The organism is Clostridium sp. 1001283B150225_161107_B6 (assembly GCF_015556325.1).
Taxonomy (GTDB): Bacteria; Bacillota; Clostridia; order Lachnospirales; family Lachnospiraceae; genus Enterocloster.
The window spans coordinates 123510-139870 of record NZ_JADNMD010000016.1; the positions used below are offsets into that span (position 1 = coordinate 123510).

The 16361-nt window shown below is 52.1% G+C and carries 16 protein-coding genes; 14 read left to right on the plus strand and 2 right to left on the minus strand.

The window, feature by feature from the left end:
* Window positions 1-28: 28 nt before the first annotated feature.
* The gene (locus tag I2H39_RS26130; RefSeq protein WP_138308808.1) at window positions 29-871 is read left to right on the plus strand and encodes a fructose-bisphosphate aldolase; all 843 of its coding nucleotides are present in this window, start codon (window positions 29-31) and stop codon (window positions 869-871) included.
* Window positions 872-1303: 432 nt separating this feature from the next.
* The gene (gene ftsZ, locus I2H39_RS26135; RefSeq protein WP_138308806.1) at window positions 1304-2617 is read left to right on the plus strand and encodes a cell division protein FtsZ; all 1314 of its coding nucleotides are present in this window, start codon (window positions 1304-1306) and stop codon (window positions 2615-2617) included.
* A 173-nt stretch (window positions 2618-2790) separates the two neighbouring features.
* Here ftsZ and I2H39_RS26140 read toward each other — a convergent pair whose 3' ends face one another.
* A complete protein-coding gene (locus I2H39_RS26140) occupies window positions 2791-3174 on the minus strand; it encodes a helix-turn-helix transcriptional regulator (protein WP_227147501.1) in 384 nt (127 codons plus the stop codon).
* A 145-nt stretch (window positions 3175-3319) separates the two neighbouring features.
* Window positions 3320-3667, minus strand: a complete 348-nt coding sequence (locus tag I2H39_RS26145; protein WP_138308805.1) for a helix-turn-helix transcriptional regulator — start codon at window positions 3665-3667, stop codon at window positions 3320-3322.
* A 156-nt stretch (window positions 3668-3823) separates the two neighbouring features.
* Between I2H39_RS26145 and I2H39_RS26150 the strand changes: the two genes are divergently transcribed.
* From I2H39_RS26150 to I2H39_RS26205, 12 genes are all read left to right on the plus strand, one after another.
* Entirely contained in the window at window positions 3824-4018 is a 195-nt protein-coding gene (locus tag I2H39_RS26150; RefSeq protein ID WP_138308803.1) for a hypothetical protein, read from the plus strand.
* 38 nt (window positions 4019-4056) lie between these two features.
* Complete coding sequence (locus I2H39_RS26155; protein WP_195627915.1) at window positions 4057-5169, plus strand: DctP family TRAP transporter solute-binding subunit; 1113 nt, start codon at window positions 4057-4059, stop codon at window positions 5167-5169.
* Window positions 5170-5248: 79 nt separating this feature from the next.
* A complete protein-coding gene (locus tag I2H39_RS26160; RefSeq protein ID WP_138308799.1) occupies window positions 5249-5758 on the plus strand; it encodes a TRAP transporter small permease in 510 nt (169 codons plus the stop codon).
* A complete protein-coding gene (locus tag I2H39_RS26165) occupies window positions 5758-7047 on the plus strand; it encodes a TRAP transporter large permease (protein WP_138308797.1) in 1290 nt (429 codons plus the stop codon). The genes I2H39_RS26160 and I2H39_RS26165 overlap by 1 nt, the downstream gene beginning before the upstream one ends.
* Window positions 7048-7057: 10 nt before the next feature.
* On the plus strand, window positions 7058-7711 hold the full coding sequence (locus I2H39_RS26170; protein WP_138308795.1) for a class II aldolase/adducin family protein: 654 nt from the start codon (window positions 7058-7060) through the stop codon (window positions 7709-7711).
* Window positions 7701-9293, plus strand: coding sequence for an FGGY family carbohydrate kinase (locus I2H39_RS26175; RefSeq protein ID WP_138308793.1), 1593 nt, complete (start codon window positions 7701-7703; stop codon window positions 9291-9293). Before I2H39_RS26170 ends, I2H39_RS26175 begins: the two co-directional genes overlap by 11 nt.
* A gap of 82 nt (window positions 9294-9375) precedes the next feature.
* The gene (locus I2H39_RS26180; protein ID WP_138308791.1) at window positions 9376-10203 is read left to right on the plus strand and encodes a transketolase; all 828 of its coding nucleotides are present in this window, start codon (window positions 9376-9378) and stop codon (window positions 10201-10203) included.
* Complete coding sequence (locus tag I2H39_RS26185; RefSeq protein ID WP_138308789.1) at window positions 10203-11186, plus strand: transketolase C-terminal domain-containing protein; 984 nt, start codon at window positions 10203-10205, stop codon at window positions 11184-11186. The genes I2H39_RS26180 and I2H39_RS26185 overlap by 1 nt, the downstream gene beginning before the upstream one ends.
* A gap of 304 nt (window positions 11187-11490) precedes the next feature.
* A complete protein-coding gene (locus I2H39_RS26190; RefSeq protein ID WP_138308787.1) occupies window positions 11491-12327 on the plus strand; it encodes a sigma-E processing peptidase SpoIIGA in 837 nt (278 codons plus the stop codon).
* Window positions 12328-12366: 39 nt separating this feature from the next.
* Window positions 12367-13107 (plus strand): RNA polymerase sporulation sigma factor SigE, encoded by a 741-nt coding sequence (sigE, locus tag I2H39_RS26195; protein ID WP_138308785.1) that lies wholly within the window; start codon window positions 12367-12369, stop codon window positions 13105-13107.
* Between the two features lie 162 nt (window positions 13108-13269).
* A complete protein-coding gene (locus tag I2H39_RS26200) occupies window positions 13270-15501 on the plus strand; it encodes a YcxB family protein (RefSeq protein WP_195627916.1) in 2232 nt (743 codons plus the stop codon).
* Window positions 15502-15521: 20 nt separating this feature from the next.
* Window positions 15522-16214: a hypothetical protein gene (locus I2H39_RS26205; RefSeq protein ID WP_227147504.1), complete on the plus strand. Its 693-nt coding sequence runs from the start codon at window positions 15522-15524 to the stop codon at window positions 16212-16214.
* The last annotated feature ends 147 nt before the right edge of the window (window positions 16215-16361 follow it).

The following is a 16361-nucleotide window of genomic DNA, read 5'->3' on the forward strand; positions in this document are numbered from 1 at the left end:
TTTGAGAATTGAGAGGAGTATATGAATTATGGCAATGTTAGGAAAGGCAGTAAGGATGAGCCGTCTGGTTAATCCTGAAAGCGGAAAGATGATGGCCATTACTGTTGACCATGCGATTTCAAGGGGCATAGCGCCTTTGAAGGGCTTACAGCCCATTCAGGAAACCATTCGGAAAATCATCGCGGGAAGGCCGGATGCAATGACCATGACAAAGGGGATAGCAGAACAATGCATGTGGCCCTTTGCCGGACAGGTATCCCTCCTGATGAAGGTTTCAAACTATTCTCCGGCAGCGCCAACCAGGGACACCATATTCGGTTCAGTGGATGAGGCTGTGCGCATGGGCGCGGATGCGGTTTCCATGGGAGCCATGACCCTGGGGGATTTCCAGGGGGAGCAGTTTGCCGCCATCGGCAGATTTTCCGAGGAGTGTATGGCAAAGGGAATGCCTCTCATAGGGCATGTGTACCCCAAAGGGGAATTGGTTCCGGCGGAAAAGCAGACTTCATGGGAAAATATTGCCTATTGCGTGAGAAGTGCCTGCGAGCTGGGAATGGACATTGTAAAAACCACCTACACAGGCGACCCGGATTCCATGGCCAGGGTAGTGGCATGCGTGCCGTCCTCCTTCCGGATTGTGATTCAGGGAGGCGATCAATGCAGGACATTGGAGGACTACCTGACCATGACAAGGGACGCAATGGACTGCGGGGTCGGCGGCGTCACAATGGGAAGGTTTGTCTGGGAGTATGAAGATGTGACAGCCCTGGTCGTTGCATTGCGTTATATGATTCATAAGGGCTGCACGGTAAAGCAGGCAAAGGAACTGCTGGCCCAGCTGGAGCATGATAAGAATTATGAGGATTTTTAGGGGATGGAATGACAGGATGATATAGAATGATTTGTGATACAGGGGATGGAAGACTGCTGTTTGTGGTCCGGCATTCCCTGTATTTGCTTTTTTTGGCATTGGATTTGTTCCGGAGGGCTAATGGCTGACATTAATTAAGGAAGAAAGTCAAAAAAATAAGACATTGACGGTGAAGGGAATCCTTTTTCAGGCGGGAATCTGTGTGATAGAAAATAGTGGCATGAAACAGGTGTTGTAAAGTACGCTGGAATTTGGTACAATGTCAATGAGTGTTTCTAAAAATATTAGGAAATGTAAAAAAAGGTGTTGATATTTTTTGTGAAATCAAATATAGTATTAGTTAGACCAGAAATCGATGAGAATTTGATATTGATGATAGAATGAAAGCATGGCTTGAAATGGTAGTAAGGGAATAAAAGGAGGATATGAATCTTGTTAGAGATTAAGATAAATGAGTCAGAGAATGCCGCCAGGATTATAGTCGTAGGTGTGGGCGGCGCAGGAAACAATGCAGTTAACCGCATGATTGACGAAAACATTGCAGGGGTGGAGTTTATTGGCATTAATACTGATAAACAGGCCCTTCAGTTTTGTAAAGCCCCCACTGCCATGCAGATTGGAGAAAAGCTGACCAAGGGACTGGGAGCAGGAGCCAGGCCTGAGGTAGGAGAGAAGGCTGCTGAGGAGAGTTCAGAAGAGATTTCACAGGCATTAAAGGGTGCTGACATGGTGTTTGTCACCTGCGGTATGGGCGGCGGAACCGGAACCGGTGCAGCTCCTGTGGTAGCTAAGATTGCAAAGGATATGGGGATTCTTACTGTTGGCGTAGTGACAAAGCCCTTCCGTTTTGAAGCCAAGACACGTATGAGCAATGCCCTGTCAGGTATCGAGCAGCTGAAGAACAGTGTCGATACCTTAATTGTGATTCCCAATGACAGGCTTCTTGAGATTGTGGACAGGCGTACCACCATGCCGGATGCCCTTAAGAAGGCGGATGAGGTGCTTCAGCAGGCTGTTCAGGGTATTACTGATTTGATTAATGTTCCAGGTCTGATTAACCTGGATTTTGCGGATGTACAGACTGTCATGATTGACAAGGGTATTGCACATATCGGTATCGGCAAGGCCAAGGGCGATGACAAGGCCATTGAGGCGGTTAAGCAGGCAGTATCCAGTCCTCTGTTAGAGACTACCATTGAGGGCGCAAGCCATGTTATCATCAATATTTCCGGCGATATCAGCCTGATTGAGGCTAACGAGGCTGCCAGCTACGTTCAGGAACTGGCAGGCGACGAGGCCAACATTATCTTTGGCGCTATGTTTGATGAGAATGCCCAGGATGAGGCTACCATCACTGTTATTGCAACCGGCCTGGACGAGCATGGAGCCAATGCTTCCGTGGCAAAGGCCATGACCGGATTTACCAGCTTTAAGACAAAGGTACCGGCAGCGGGAGCACCCGCCGGACAGCAGACACATGCGGCGGCGCCTGAGGCAGCGGCAACCGCATCCGTGCCTTATGCCAACCGTCCTGCATCCCAGGGATATACCACCCATGGCTATAACCCGGCTGGCGGCGGCCAGGGATACACCGCCCCTAAGTATAATCCTAACCAGGGATACTCCGCTGGCAGCAGCCAGAACTCCAATCCGAATCCTTCACCTGCACCAAGCCAGCCATTCAGGCCAGCTACCAATAAGGAGATGCAGATTAATATTCCGGATTTCCTGAAGAATAAGAGGTAAGACGGAACCATAATTGTGTTTTAGCTCCGGCTGTTGCGAGACAGCCGGATTTTTGCGTTTACAGACAGATGAGGCGTCTGCCGGATTTGCCAAAATAATCCGGAATAAAAAAGAATGCCGGGACTGTAGCTGATATAGTACGTTCCAACATTCATCATAAATTCAATTCTCTGTTATTCTCCGTTTTTTTCCTGCAAATCCAGCAGCAGGGCTACCAAATCATCCACTGCCTTTTTTGACCGTTCACTGAGTCTGCTGTATGACGCCATGATTTCATGACCAGGTGACTGGTTTGTCCCGGCTGTCCCGCAGTCCTGACCCGCAGTCCCATGGCCCTGCCTGTCTGCGTTATGGACGGGCTCTGTCTCCAGAAGAAAGCTGCCGGTGGTATTCAGAACCCAGGCCAGCTGCTTCAGCTTTGCCACATCCGGCTGGCGTTTGCCTGTTTCATATCCGCAGTAGGTGCTGGCTGTCAGGCCTAATGCATCTGCCACCTGCTGCTGCGTGTATCCCATTGAAATCCTGGCTTTTTTCAGTTGTTCGGAAAATCCCATCATTACACCTCGTTTTTGGGCCTGCCTTTGGTTGGCGTATCGTTAATTTATTGAGGAAAGACATTGACACAGTGGCATTTCGCTGATATTATGATTATATATTGGCAATTCGCCAATATAGTATAACCATATGCCACAGGGTGGCAGCTTACAGCCGTTTGCCCAGGCGCAGTTTCAGCGCTTTGACCGTGTCCAGAAGAAATAGCTGCTCATCCTCTGACAGTTCCTTGGCAATGTCATAGAGTTCTGCCAGCAGTTTCGTACTTTGAAGGGCCTGGCCGTCAGGTTCCATGCCTCCTGTGCCGTCAGTGAGCCATTCTTTATTGATTTTCAGTACCTGACAGATTGTATTGATGACAATGGCCTGCGGTTCTGTCTTGTTCTTTTCCAGGTTGAAAATGACTCCTCTGGATACGCCGATGGTCCGGGCGAGGGAATCCTGGGTATATCCCTTTTGTTTCCGTGCATAGTTGAGTCGTTCTCCCAATGTATTCATTTTCATCACCCCCGCAATCAGTATACAATGAGCAAAATTCATTGTCAATGATTTTTTGGCAGCATGGGCAGAGGAAAAATATAACATGTTTCATTGACAGTGAATTCCTTATCTGTTATAATTCATTAATAGAGCAAAAAGAAAGGAGGTATAACATTGACAATGCAAAAGGAAGAAGAACGACAGAACCGGATATTAAAGGAAATCATTGACAACGCAAAAGAACTTCCGGTGGAAAGCCAGAACCTGCTGCTGATACTAGCCAGGGGAATGGTGTTTACACGAAACTGTATGATGCGGCAGAATGCTGCGGACCAGCCGCGTATGCCGCCGGACGAGCATTCTGCCTGAACCATAAAACTATATAATGAAAAAGGAGAGATAAACGTATGAAAAAAAGACTGGTATCACTGTTTTTGGCGCTGACCATGACATGGGGGCTTACAGCCTGCTCCGGCGGTTCTTCTGCTCCGGCAACCCAGGCTCCTGCAGCCAAGGAGAAGGAAGAGGATTCCGGAACGGAAGGCGCCGGGACTCAGGACACGGCGGGACAGGAAACACAAAGCCAGGGTGCAAAGGGCGGCAAGGCAGGCTATACGCTGAATATTGGTTCTGCCATGAGCTCCACCAACCCGTCCAGCGTTGCCCTGCAGAGCTTTAAGAAGGCAGTGGAGGAGCGGACCGGCGGCGACCTGGCTGTCAACATATATACGGATTCAGCCCTGGGAGGCGAGGCCGACCTTTTGGAGCAGGTCACATCCGGTACGGTTGAGGGGATGATGCAGATGGGCGCAGCCAACTGGGAGCCCTATAACTCAGAAGTAAATGTGGCCCTTCTGCCGTTTCTCTTCACATCCCTGGACAATGCCAGAGATGCCTGGGCCGGTGAGTTCGGACAGGAGTTCTGCAGGAAACTTCTGGAACCTACGGGAGTGACCATCCTGTCTGTATGGGAATCCGGCTACCGTCACATGACCAATAACACCAGGCCCATTCTGGTTCCGGGGGATATTGGGGGCATCAAGTTCCGCACCAATGAGAACAGTATGAAGGTCAAGATGTATGAGGCGGTTGGAGGCTCGGCTGTCATCATGGCCTTTTCAGATGTGTATACGGGCCTTCAGAACAAGACAATTGACGGCCAGGAAAACCCTTTGGCAAACATCTACACCTCATCCCTCCAGGATGTGCAGACTTATTTGTCCCTGACCGGCCACATGTATGATGCTGCCCCGCTGGCAGTCAATACAGCATGGTTTGAAAGCCTTCCGGAAGAGTACCAGACCATACTGTTTGAGGAGGCTGACAATGCAAGGGAAGTGGACCTGCAGGAAAATGATGAGTCAAAATACCTGGAATTATTAAAAGAGGCAGGCATGGAAATTAATGAGGTGGATAAGGAAGCGTTCCAGAAAGCCATGTCAGGCATCTGGGAGGAGTTTGCTTCCCAGTATGAGGACGGACAGTACTGGATAGATTTGGCTGTATCCTTTAATAAATAGGTATCCGCGGTACCGGGGCATGGCTCCGTCCATGTCCTGGTCCTGCCGCGGAATGGTGTGAAAAAGAGGAGGGTAAGAAATGGTCCTGAAACTAATTGACAAGGTAAAATTCCTTCTGCGCATCCTGGGCTGCATCACGGTGTGTACCCTGACCATCATTATAGGAATACAGGTGGTGAACCGGTATGTGTTTGGAACTTCGTTTACGTGGGTGGAGGAACTGGCAGGTATGGCCATGGTCTACATTACCTATTTCGGCGCAGCCATGGCCACTATCAATAACAGCAACACGCGGATTGACTTTTTTATCCGCAAGCTTCCCGGACCGGTGTACCGCGGGTTTGAGATTCTGGATGACTGCATCTGCATTGCATTTCTTCTGGTAATCTGCCGCTATGCAGCCAAGCTGGTGGGCACCAATCTCCATGCCCTTTCCGCGGCCATGAAGATACCCCTTTCCGTCAACTATGCGGGTGTGCTGAGCGGCTGTGTGCTGATGATTGTTTTTTATTTGCTGCGCCTCTGGATTGATGTGGAGAAGTTCAGGGGAAGAAATATGGATTTTGCGGAGGAGGAGCTGAATCGATAATGAATACTGGATTGATTGTTTTATTTGTTGTGTTGGGAATCTGTCTGCTGATTGGATTGCCGGTGGCCTTTTCCATCGGTATCAGCTGTATGGCGCTGCTGACCGTCAATGGCTATCCCCCTTTGGATATTATTGTCCAGCGTATGGCCAGCGGCGCCAAATCGTTTAATATGATGGCCATGCCCATGTTCATCTTTGCCGGTTCCCTGATGGTATACGGCAGCACGCCCCGCCTCATGCGGTTTGCCAATATGATGCTGCGGAAAATGCCGGGCGGTCTGGGAGCCACGGCCCTTGCAGCCTGCGGATTCTTCGGCGCAGTATCAGGGTCCGGTGTGGCAAGCGCTGCAGCCATCGGAAAAATTATAGGCCCTGAGATGCTGGAGCAGAAATACCCGAGAGGACTGACCGTGGGTCTGATTGCGGCCGGAGGAACCATGGCCTGCATTATTCCTCCAAGCATTGTAATGGTGGTCTATGCATCCTCCTCCGGAGCATCGGTGGGAGATATGTTCCTGGCTGGTTTTGTACCGGGATTTATCTGTATCATGGCCCTTATAGGCCTCAATACCTTTTTTGCTATCAAAAGGGGCAACAAGGAGAGCGTTGAAAAGGCGGATTATACGGCAAAGGAGCGGCTAAAGATTACAGGTGACGCCCTGCTTCCTCTTTTGATGCCGGTTTTTGTGCTGGGCGGTGTGTTTTCAGGCATATGTACGGCAACAGAGGCGTCTGTGGTGGCTGTTATCTACTCCTTTATTCTGGCAGTATTCGTGTACCGGGAGCTGACCCTGCGGGAATTCTATAAGGTGGCGGCGGAAAGCGTTGTAACCACAGGCGTCATCATGCTGATTATTTCGGTTGCAACGCCCTTTGGATGGATTATGTCCATTCAGAATGTTCCCACGCTGTTTGCCGGCTGGCTGCTGTCCATCACGTCCAGTAAATTTTTAATCATGGCATTCATATTCCTGCTTCTCTTGCTGCTGGGTACCTTTATGGAGACAATGTGCATTATTATTCTGGTGACGCCCATTCTTCTCCCCATTGCCCAGACCCTGGGAATGGGAGTGGTCCACTACGGGGTTGCCATGCTGATGGCCCTGATGGTTGGCTCCCTGACACCGCCCCTGTCCGTGAACCTGTTTACGTCCTGCAGGGTGCTGAATGTAAAATACGACGAAGCTTTTCCGGATACCCTGTGGGTTATTCTGACCGTGACGGCCTGTGCCCTGCTTACCTTTGCGGTGCCCGGAATCACAGAGTTCCTGCCGGCAATTTTAAAGTAAGGAGTACCATATGGATGCAGATACAAGGGAAATGCTGGAACGGCTGGTGCATGCAGCCCGGCGGGCTTACATGAAAGGATTTGCCGCGGGAAGCGGAGGGAATGTAAGCATACGGGTGCAGGGAAGGGTATACATATCACCGGGCGGAATCTGTCTGGGAGATTTGGGGACTGAGGACATGATTGCCCTGGGAGCGGATGGGGAATCCCCGGCAGGCAGCCGGCGGCCGTCCAAAGAAGCCGGAATGCATCTGGCATGTTACAGGAGCCGGCCGGATATCCGCTGCCTGTTTCACCTGCACTCCCCTTATTCCATTGCAGCTGCCTGCCGCAGGCAGACGGATAAGCGTACGGCTGCGGGGATGCCTGCCTACACTCCGGGATATGCCATGCGTGTGGGTATCATTCCCGTGGTTCCCTATTACCGTCCGGGCAGCAGGGAGCTGGCCGCGGCTGTTTCTGAGGTGATTGGGCGGCGTGACAGCCTTTTACTGGCAAATCACGGCATGGTGGCGGCGGGTCAAAGCCCGGAGGCAGCGCTGGCCCTGGCGGAGGAGATTGAGGAGAATGCCCGCCTTGCGCTGCTTCTGGGGGACCAGGGGATTCCGCTGGATGCAGAACAGACAGAGGCGCTCATTGGGACGGAGGGAAGGGATGAGGGATAAGGACCTGCTGCTGGGAATTGATATAGGGACTACCGGAACAAAATGTTCCGTATATGATTTGAATGGGAAACGGGTGGCTTCTGCCTACAGGGAATATTCCATGATTCATCCCCGGCCCGGATGGACGGAACAGGACCCTTCCAGGTGGTGGGATGCAGTGTGCCGTAACCTGCAGGCCATATTCACAGGCCAGGGCATAGATAAAAACAGGATTGCAGCAGTGGGAACCAGCAGCACCAACGCAGTGGTCCTGGTGGACCGGCAGGGACAGCCTGTAAGCAATGCCATCAGCCTCCATGACCAGAGAAGCGGTGCCCAGGTGGAGTGGCTGAAGGAGAATATTGGGGAGGAGCGTATCCGCAGTCTGGCTGCAAACCGCATTGCCAACGGCTCCTTCTGTCTCCCGGCCCTCCGGTGGCTGGCTGAAAACCGGACGGAGCTGACACGGGAGGCATATAAGCTGATGGTGCCCTGCGGATATGTGATACATAAGCTCACCGGGGAGTTTACCATGAACCGGTCCCGTATGAGCCTGACTCTTATGGCAGATATCCGTACAGGCCGGTGGGATACGGATATTGCGGAACAGATTGGTCTGAGGGCAGAACTGCTGCCAAGGCCCTGCAGCTCCACGGAAATCGCAGGCACTGTAACGGAATGGGCGGCGTCCGTGACAGGGCTGGCGGCGGGAACGCCGGTTACAGGCGGCACCATTGACACGGTGGCAGCCACCATAGGAGCAGGGGCTGTGGAGGCAGGTGATTTTGCGCTGACCATAGGAAGCAGCGGAAGGCTGTGCAGCATTGGGGCGCAGCCCATGAAGGACCAAAGACTGCTGAACATATACGGGGCCTATGACGGGCAATATGTGATTGTCCAGTCCACCAACAATGCCTGCGTGTCCCTGCGCTGGTTCAGGGATACATTTGGGAAGGAAGCGGCCAGAGAGGCCCTGGCAGCCGGATGCGGCATATATACGTATCTGGACCGACTGGCAGCCGCTGCCCCGGCAGGAGCCGGAGGACTCATATGGCTGCCCTATCTGGCCGGAGAGCAGAGCCCTATCTGGGATACCCGGGCCAGAGGCGTGTTCTACGGAGCCGGACTGGAAAGTGATTACCGGGCATTTGTAAGGGCTGTCCTGGAGGGCGTGGCGTTTTCCCAGCGCCACTGCATGGAGGTGGTCCTGGACCAGTCAGACGGCCCGGATATCATACCTCTGGGAGGGGGAGCGGCCAACAGCCCGCTGTGGTGCCAGATATTTGCCGATGTGCTGGGGATACCTGTGGCCAGGCTCCGGTCCAATGAGACAGAGACCCTGGGCGATATCATCATTGCTGCCCAGGCAGCAGGCATCCCTGAGATTCCGCCGGACTTTGGCAAGGCGCTGGCAGCCGACGGTGAGGTATTTTGGCCGGATGCTGTCCGGGCTTCTGTATATGATGGGCAGTATCGGATTTACCGGGAGCTGTACCAGGCATTGAAGCCTGTATTTGCCGGAAGGACGGACCGATGGGGGCGGGAGGAACCAGACAGCAGTAAAAGGCAGCAGACCCAGGATACAGCAGGAGGAACGGAATGAAAGTATGTTATGAGGCAGCCGTGCCCGACGTGGCCATAGAGGCCAGGGTCTGGGGCGGAGGCCATAAGGAGGAGATGCCGGTATGAGAGAGGAACGAAAGGAGACACTGCAGAAGCTGTGCCTGACATTCCGCAATAAGCTGATTGACCTGCTGTACAGCATCCAGACAGGACATCCGGGAGGTTCCCTGTCCTGTACGGAGATATTGACAGCACTGTATTATGAACTGATGGATGTGGACCCCATGAACCCGGAAAAGGAGGACAGGGACCATCTGATTCTGTCAAAGGGGCATGGCGCTCCCATGCTTTATATTGTGCTGGCCCACAAAGGTTTCTTTCCTCTGGCGGAATTAAAGAACCTGCGCCAGACAGGAAGCATGCTCCAGGGCCATCCCTGTGTGCATAAGACGCCCGGGGTGGAGCTTTCCACCGGCCCGTTGGGCCTGGGATTATCCGCCGGGCTGGGAATGGCGCTGGGGGACGGGCTTAAGGGCTATGATTCCTATACGTACGTAGTTATGGGGGATGGGGAAATACAGGAGGGGTGCATATGGGAGGCAGCCATGTCAGCGGCCAAATTCAGGGCAGACCATCTGATAGGCATTCTGGATAACAACGGGGTACAGCTGGACGGTACGCTGGATGAAATCATGCCCATGGGGGATATAAAGGCCAAGTGGGAGGCCTTCGGATGGAATGTGATTCCCTGTGACGGCCATGATGTGGAGGACATCTGCCGGGCAGTGGAGGAAGCGAAGATGACGGCGGACAAGCCGTCCCTGATACTGGCAAAGACAGTAAAAGGAAAGGGAGTCTCCTTCATGGAGGGCAGGAATACCTGGCATGGAAAGGCCATTGGAGATCAGGAATACGCAAAGGCAAAAGCAGAACTGGGAGGTGACCGGTAATGGGAGAGATGACGGCAATCCGCGATGCCTACGGAGCAGCGTTTAAGGAATTAGGGGAACAGGATTCCAGGATAGTGGGACTGGAGGCGGACGTGGCTTCATCCACGAAAAGCGGTATATTCGGAAACGCATTTCCGGAGCGGTATTTTAATGTGGGAATCAGCGAGCTTAACATGGTATCCATGGCAGCCGGCCTTGCCAGGACAGGCTTCATACCTTTTGTAAATACCTTTGCCGTGTTTATGACCACCAGAGGGGCGGACCCCATTCAGAGCCTGATAGCCTATGACCATCTGAATGTAAAGCTGTGCGGCGCTTACTGCGGCCTGTCTGACTCCTACGACGGAGCCAGCCACCAGGCCATAACGGATATGGCATTTGTAAGGTCCGTACCCGGCATGACAGTCATTTCCACGGCAGATGCAGCGGAGACAAGGATGGCTGTGTTTGCCGCTGCAGCGCACCAGGGACCGGTCTACCTGCGCCTGAGCCGTGCTTGTGCGCCGGACTTTTACGGGGATGATATGAAATTCCGGATTGGAAAGGGCATCCGTGTAAGGGATGGCTCCGATGTGACCATCATCACCACGGGAACGGTTCTCCACCGCGCAATCCAGGCAGCCGCACGTTTGGAGGAAGAGGGAATCCGGGCAGCCGTGGTGGATATGCATACGGTAAAGCCCATTGACCAGGCTCTGATTCAGGAATGCGCAAAACAGACAGGAGCCATTGTGACAGTGGAGGAGCACAGTATTTACGGCGGCCTGGGAAGCGCGGTGGCAGAGGTGCTGGCAGAGCATTGCCCGGTTCCCATGGAACGGATGGGCGCAGTGGATTTTGCTGAGTCCGGAGATTATGAACAGCTGATGGAAAAATACGGATATGGCCCTGAATCCATTGCACAGCGGTGCAGGGATGTGATGAAGCGTAAGCAGGACAGCAGGACCCGCAGACTGCTTGAAAGGACCCGGCATCTCTTTTAGACGCCGCAGCAGATGTCTGGAACAGGGGAAACCTAGCAGGCAGTATACGGATTATGAAATAAGACATGAAAAAGTGTTAAGACATGAAAAAGTGTTGCCGGCAGCCGGAAAGCTGCCGCCATACCGGAGAATGGTGTGGCGGCGGCTTTCCGGCTTTTTGGGGACAAAAACGCCATATTTAGTATGCGGCTCGAATTTTGTCGATAAATATTGTACCTGTTATCGGTTATTTCGACAACATCCGCGCTTTGAAACCGCTATAATGGCTTTCAGAAAGTTTGCCAGGGAGGTGAGGCCGGACTGAGTGGTTTATACAGTATACATAGATGTGGTATTCGCGGTCAATACCATTATGGACATGATGGTTCTGACCATCTTAAACAGGGTTTTATCATACAGGACCACAAAGCGGCGTATTCTGGCCGGAGCTGTCATTGGCGGTATATGGTCCTGTGTGGTGAGCCTGGTTCCCGGTCTTCCGGCCGCAGTGGAGATATTGGGAACGTATGTGGCGGTGAGCAGCCTGATGGCAGTGGCCGCCTATCATCTGAAAAGCCCGAAAGAGGTGATTAAATCCGTTGCAGGCATTTACCTTGTATCTGTGGTTCTGGGCGGCGTGATGCTGGTACTCTATGAACACACCAGGGCAGGGTATTACGCATGGCTTCTGGTGGAGTCCGGACACGGAAAAAGGATTCCGGCCCTGGTCTGGATTTTGATGGTTGCAGGGGCGGCTGCCGCCTGTTATGGATTTTCAGGGGGGATAAAGGAATTAATCCGTTCCATGGCCCACAGGAAGGATTTGTGCAGGGTTACCATGATTTACGGTGAAAAGAAAGAGACAGTCACAGGGCTTATTGACACGGGCAACCGGCTGAGGGAGCCTGTGAGCAACCAGCCGGTCCATGTGGCGGCAGCCGGTCTTATGAAGCAGCTGTGTCCGGCGGTGAAGGGCGTGGTCTATGTGCCGTACCAGTCCGTGGGAACCAGCCGCGGAATCCTGCCGGCCGTGTTCATTGACCGGATGGAGATAGAGCAGGAGGGCGGCAGGTACAGCCTGGAGAAACCCTTGATAGCCATTACGAAGCAGGAACTTTCTCCCTCAGGGGAGTATCAAATCCTGATACAGAAAAGCGACTAAGGAACTTGAATAACACACAACGTACAGGAGGACATTTCCATGATTATAAAAGTATCCATACCAAACCGTTTCCAGTTAAAGACCATCCCCAGCTTCAGGACCGTACTGATGCCCAAGCAGGGGGAAGTGCATTATATAGGAGGCGCTGATATCCTGCCTGCCCCTCTGGAATCGGAAGAGGAGAGCCGGATGATAAGTCTTTTGGGAGGCGAGGATGACAAGGAGGCCAGGGCAGCCCTGATTGAGCATAACCTGAGGCTGGTAGTCTACATAGCGAAGAAATTCGACAACACCAGCGTGGGGGTGGAGGATTTGATTTCCATCGGCACCATTGGACTCATCAAAGCCATCAATACCTTTAAACCGGATAAGAACATCAAGCTGGCCACCTATGCGTCCAGATGCATTGAGAATGAGATTCTCATGTATCTCAGACGAAACAATAAGACGCGTCTGGAAGTGTCCATAGATGAACCTCTGAATGTGGATTGGGATGGAAATGAACTTCTGCTGTCAGATATTCTTGGAACGGATGAGGATGTGATTTACCATGATATTGAGGATGAGATAGAGAAGAGCCTGCTCAACAACGCCATCAGCCGCCTGAATCCAAGGGAACGGAAAATTGTGGAGCTCAGATACGGACTTACCAATGAGGATGGAGAGGAAATGACCCAGAAGGAAGTGGCAGACCTGTTGGGAATCTCACAATCCTATATATCCAGGCTGGAGAAGAAAATTATGAAAAGGCTTAAAAAAGAAATCGTCAGATTTGAGTAAGCATGGAAAGTCAGCGTAAAAGGCTGGCTTTTTTGCTGTCTGCATACTTGCCTAACAGCGAAAAATGCGATACATTGTTATCAGATGAATAATTAGAAAAAACGGGGCTGTTAATCCTGCGCTGAGGCGTATGGGGAAAACGGCCAGGGGGGTAGAAGCAGCGTGACCAAGGCACAGGCAAAAGAAGAGGTCTGTTTCAGGCTCAGTGAGCAGGAATATGAAGGATTTCTCAAATGGTATAAAAAAGACTTCTTAAAGGAAAAGGACCGGGGAAAGGTCTGGCCGGATATGTCGAATTTAAAGGAAGAATGCCATATTTCCATGGATGATAAGGTAATCCGCATACGGACGGGGAATACGGATTTATGGCTTCTGTATTCCGCTTTGACAGAGATTCACAGAAAGGACGGGCTGATTTTCTTTTTCGCCCAGAAGGAGTTCTGGGCCGTGCCGGAACGGGTACTGGGAGGAGAGCAGAAGGCGCAGCAGTGGTTCGGCTGCCTGACGGCAAAATGCAGAGAGGGAAGGGAGGCGCGGATTCCCTTGGCAGTTATGGAGGAGGGCTGCCGCAGGAGGACGGTTTTGTTTTGCAGTTACACCAGGACAGTGGACCAGTTTACAGATGCCTGCAGGGCCCTGGGCATGGGCCGTGGGAAAATGCAGAAGCTGCGGAGGGCGGCGCTGTTTCCCTACCGCTATGCTGGGGGACAGCTGCTGGCATTGGAAGAGGATGGAATCTGTGAATACGGTGAACGGTCCGTGGCCAGACATGCCTATGGTGATTTTGAACGGGCTGTTTATACGCCGGATAATGTTTATCTGATAAAAGGCTGCGGCGGAGAAGTCATTATACCCATGGCACCGCTGGAACAAATGGGCGGTATGGAGAGGCTTCTGGAGGTGTGCAATGAAAGAATCCCCGGAAATTCCCGGATTTTGAATCCGAAAAGGATACGCATACCGGCAGGAAAGAGAGCATGGGGGGAAGGAGACAATTCAGATGAAAGCGGGGGCGGAGGCAGGGAAACGGGAGAGCCAAAGGGCAGAAGAAGAGGCGGAAGGATATGGGCTATAGCAGGCGCTGCTATGGTGTTTGGACTGGCAGTGTGGGGGATAGGGGCAGCAGCGGGCAGCGGGGGGAATGAAATGGCGGCGACTGAGGCGCCTGGCACTGAGGCCCCAGGGATAGAAACAGAAGGAACCGGCCTTTTGATTACTGTTCCTGATGATACGGTTTTCGACCAGGCAGGCGCAGATGGGACCTTTGTATCCTCCGGCCTGTATTATAAAATCCGGCTCCCTCAGGAAGAGTGGAGCCAGCAGGGAAACCGTGATTTTGGGGATATCCTGGTTTCCCCATGGGGGTGTATTCTGGTCAGGGGATACAGGGAGCAGACAAGGCTTTTTGCAATGGCGGGAAGGGGTACTCCCAGGAACAGGGAGGAGTATATCCGCAGGATGCAGGGCGCGCAGCCGGCAGGGGACGATTCCATGCCGGAGGTATTGGAGTATACATACAGACAGGAGAAGGCAGATGAAGTTGTCCGAAAGGAGATACGGTATAAAGAAGATGGGAATTTAGGGCAGGTTTACGGAGACAGCGAATATGAGGCCGGGACATACAGGTATAGTGCGGAGCTCAGCGTGCTGGGACCGGATTATTTCTACACAGTAATGGTCCGCCCCAGGGAAGAAACGCCGGAATCCATCAAAGAAGCCAGACAAGCCCTTGATTCCTTCCGGATTCTGGATACCTCTGCTGGAATCTGCAAGAGAATGGAGGACGAGGTTTTTCACGGTTATTATGGAAAGAACTATGTCATGACTAATTGTCTGGTCCTTCTGGAAGAGGACATAAGTGCAGATGAAATCGGGGACTGTCTGGAGATGGTGAAGAAGATAGACACAGGATTTTTGGGGGCAAAAAGCGGGGATGCGCTGGCGGCCCGTTCAAAGGACAGCCACTGGCTGGGGATAGACAGCCAGAGCCTTCAGGAGAACTGTACCAGTGAGAACGCCAGAAAGGTGTCAAAGATTTTTAAGTCGGATGTTATTCTCTATGACGAATATGACGGGGATTTGCTGACAGTTGCCTACAGCGACAAAAATCAACGGCATGTGTACCGGCGGGCCGCTTCTTTTAATAAGGAAATCCTGGAATCAGAGTTCCAATGTTTCGGAAAGGAGCAGGAGTTCCCTGAGGACATGCTTCAATATATGGACCTGACCAAAGAAGAGGCAGAGGCAATATGGACAGACCCGGATGCGGTATTTCAGATGGACAAATGGTGTGAAATCGTCAGCCATATGACGAAGATGCCTGTTCCGGAAGAATTTATCGGCATAAGGGACTATAAGGATTTTAAGGAAAATTTTGAAATCATCCGGAGATAACGGGAGAAGGGGGACATAAGATGAAAACAGGTATGAAAACAGGTAAGAGAATAAGAGGGGGAATGGGAAAGATAACAGCAGCCGTCCTGCTGGCGGCACTTATGGGGGCGATGCCATTTTCCTCCTATGGTTTTGAGATGAGGGGAGAATACTACGAAATAAGCTGCCAGGAAGCAGGCGCCTTTATGTTTGACGGAACCACAATAAAGGCAGGGACCACAGGACAGCTGGTTCTGTCGAAGCTTGAGAGCAGCTGGGCTGCCGGGAGCTCCCTGAGGACAACGGATTTCAGCGTCCTGACAGCCAGGGTGGTACCGGGAGATAATGGATTGAATGTAATTGAATACACGGCAAAGGAGCCCGGCACAGCGCAGCTCATTGTGGTGGTGGAGAGCGGGGCAGCGGTAAACATGGGTGATTTTTACGTGGTTGCATCCGATGAGGCAGAGAGCCTGCCTTCCGGCTGGGTCCAGGAAGAAGGCCAGTGGAAATACAGGATGGGAAACGGCGCCTGTAAGTCGGACGGCTGGCTGGCGGACGGAGGGAAGTGGTACTATCTGGGTCAGGATGGCATCATGTATGCAAACCGCTGGCTCCAGGATGGAGAATGGTGGTATTATCTGGGAGCGGACGGAGCCATGGTGAAGGACAGCTATACCCCCGATGGGTACTGGGTCAATAACCAGGGCGTGTGGGAACCTTATCACAGGTAATGAAGGACAGACAAATAGGATGAACCAGAAAAATCAAAACGAGTGTGTGAAGAAAAGTCTGTAAAAGCTGATCTTCTATGATAATAACTGGGCTGAAAGTTCTTTCTTGGACCTTCAGTCCTTGTATTATATATAACAGCAACTACT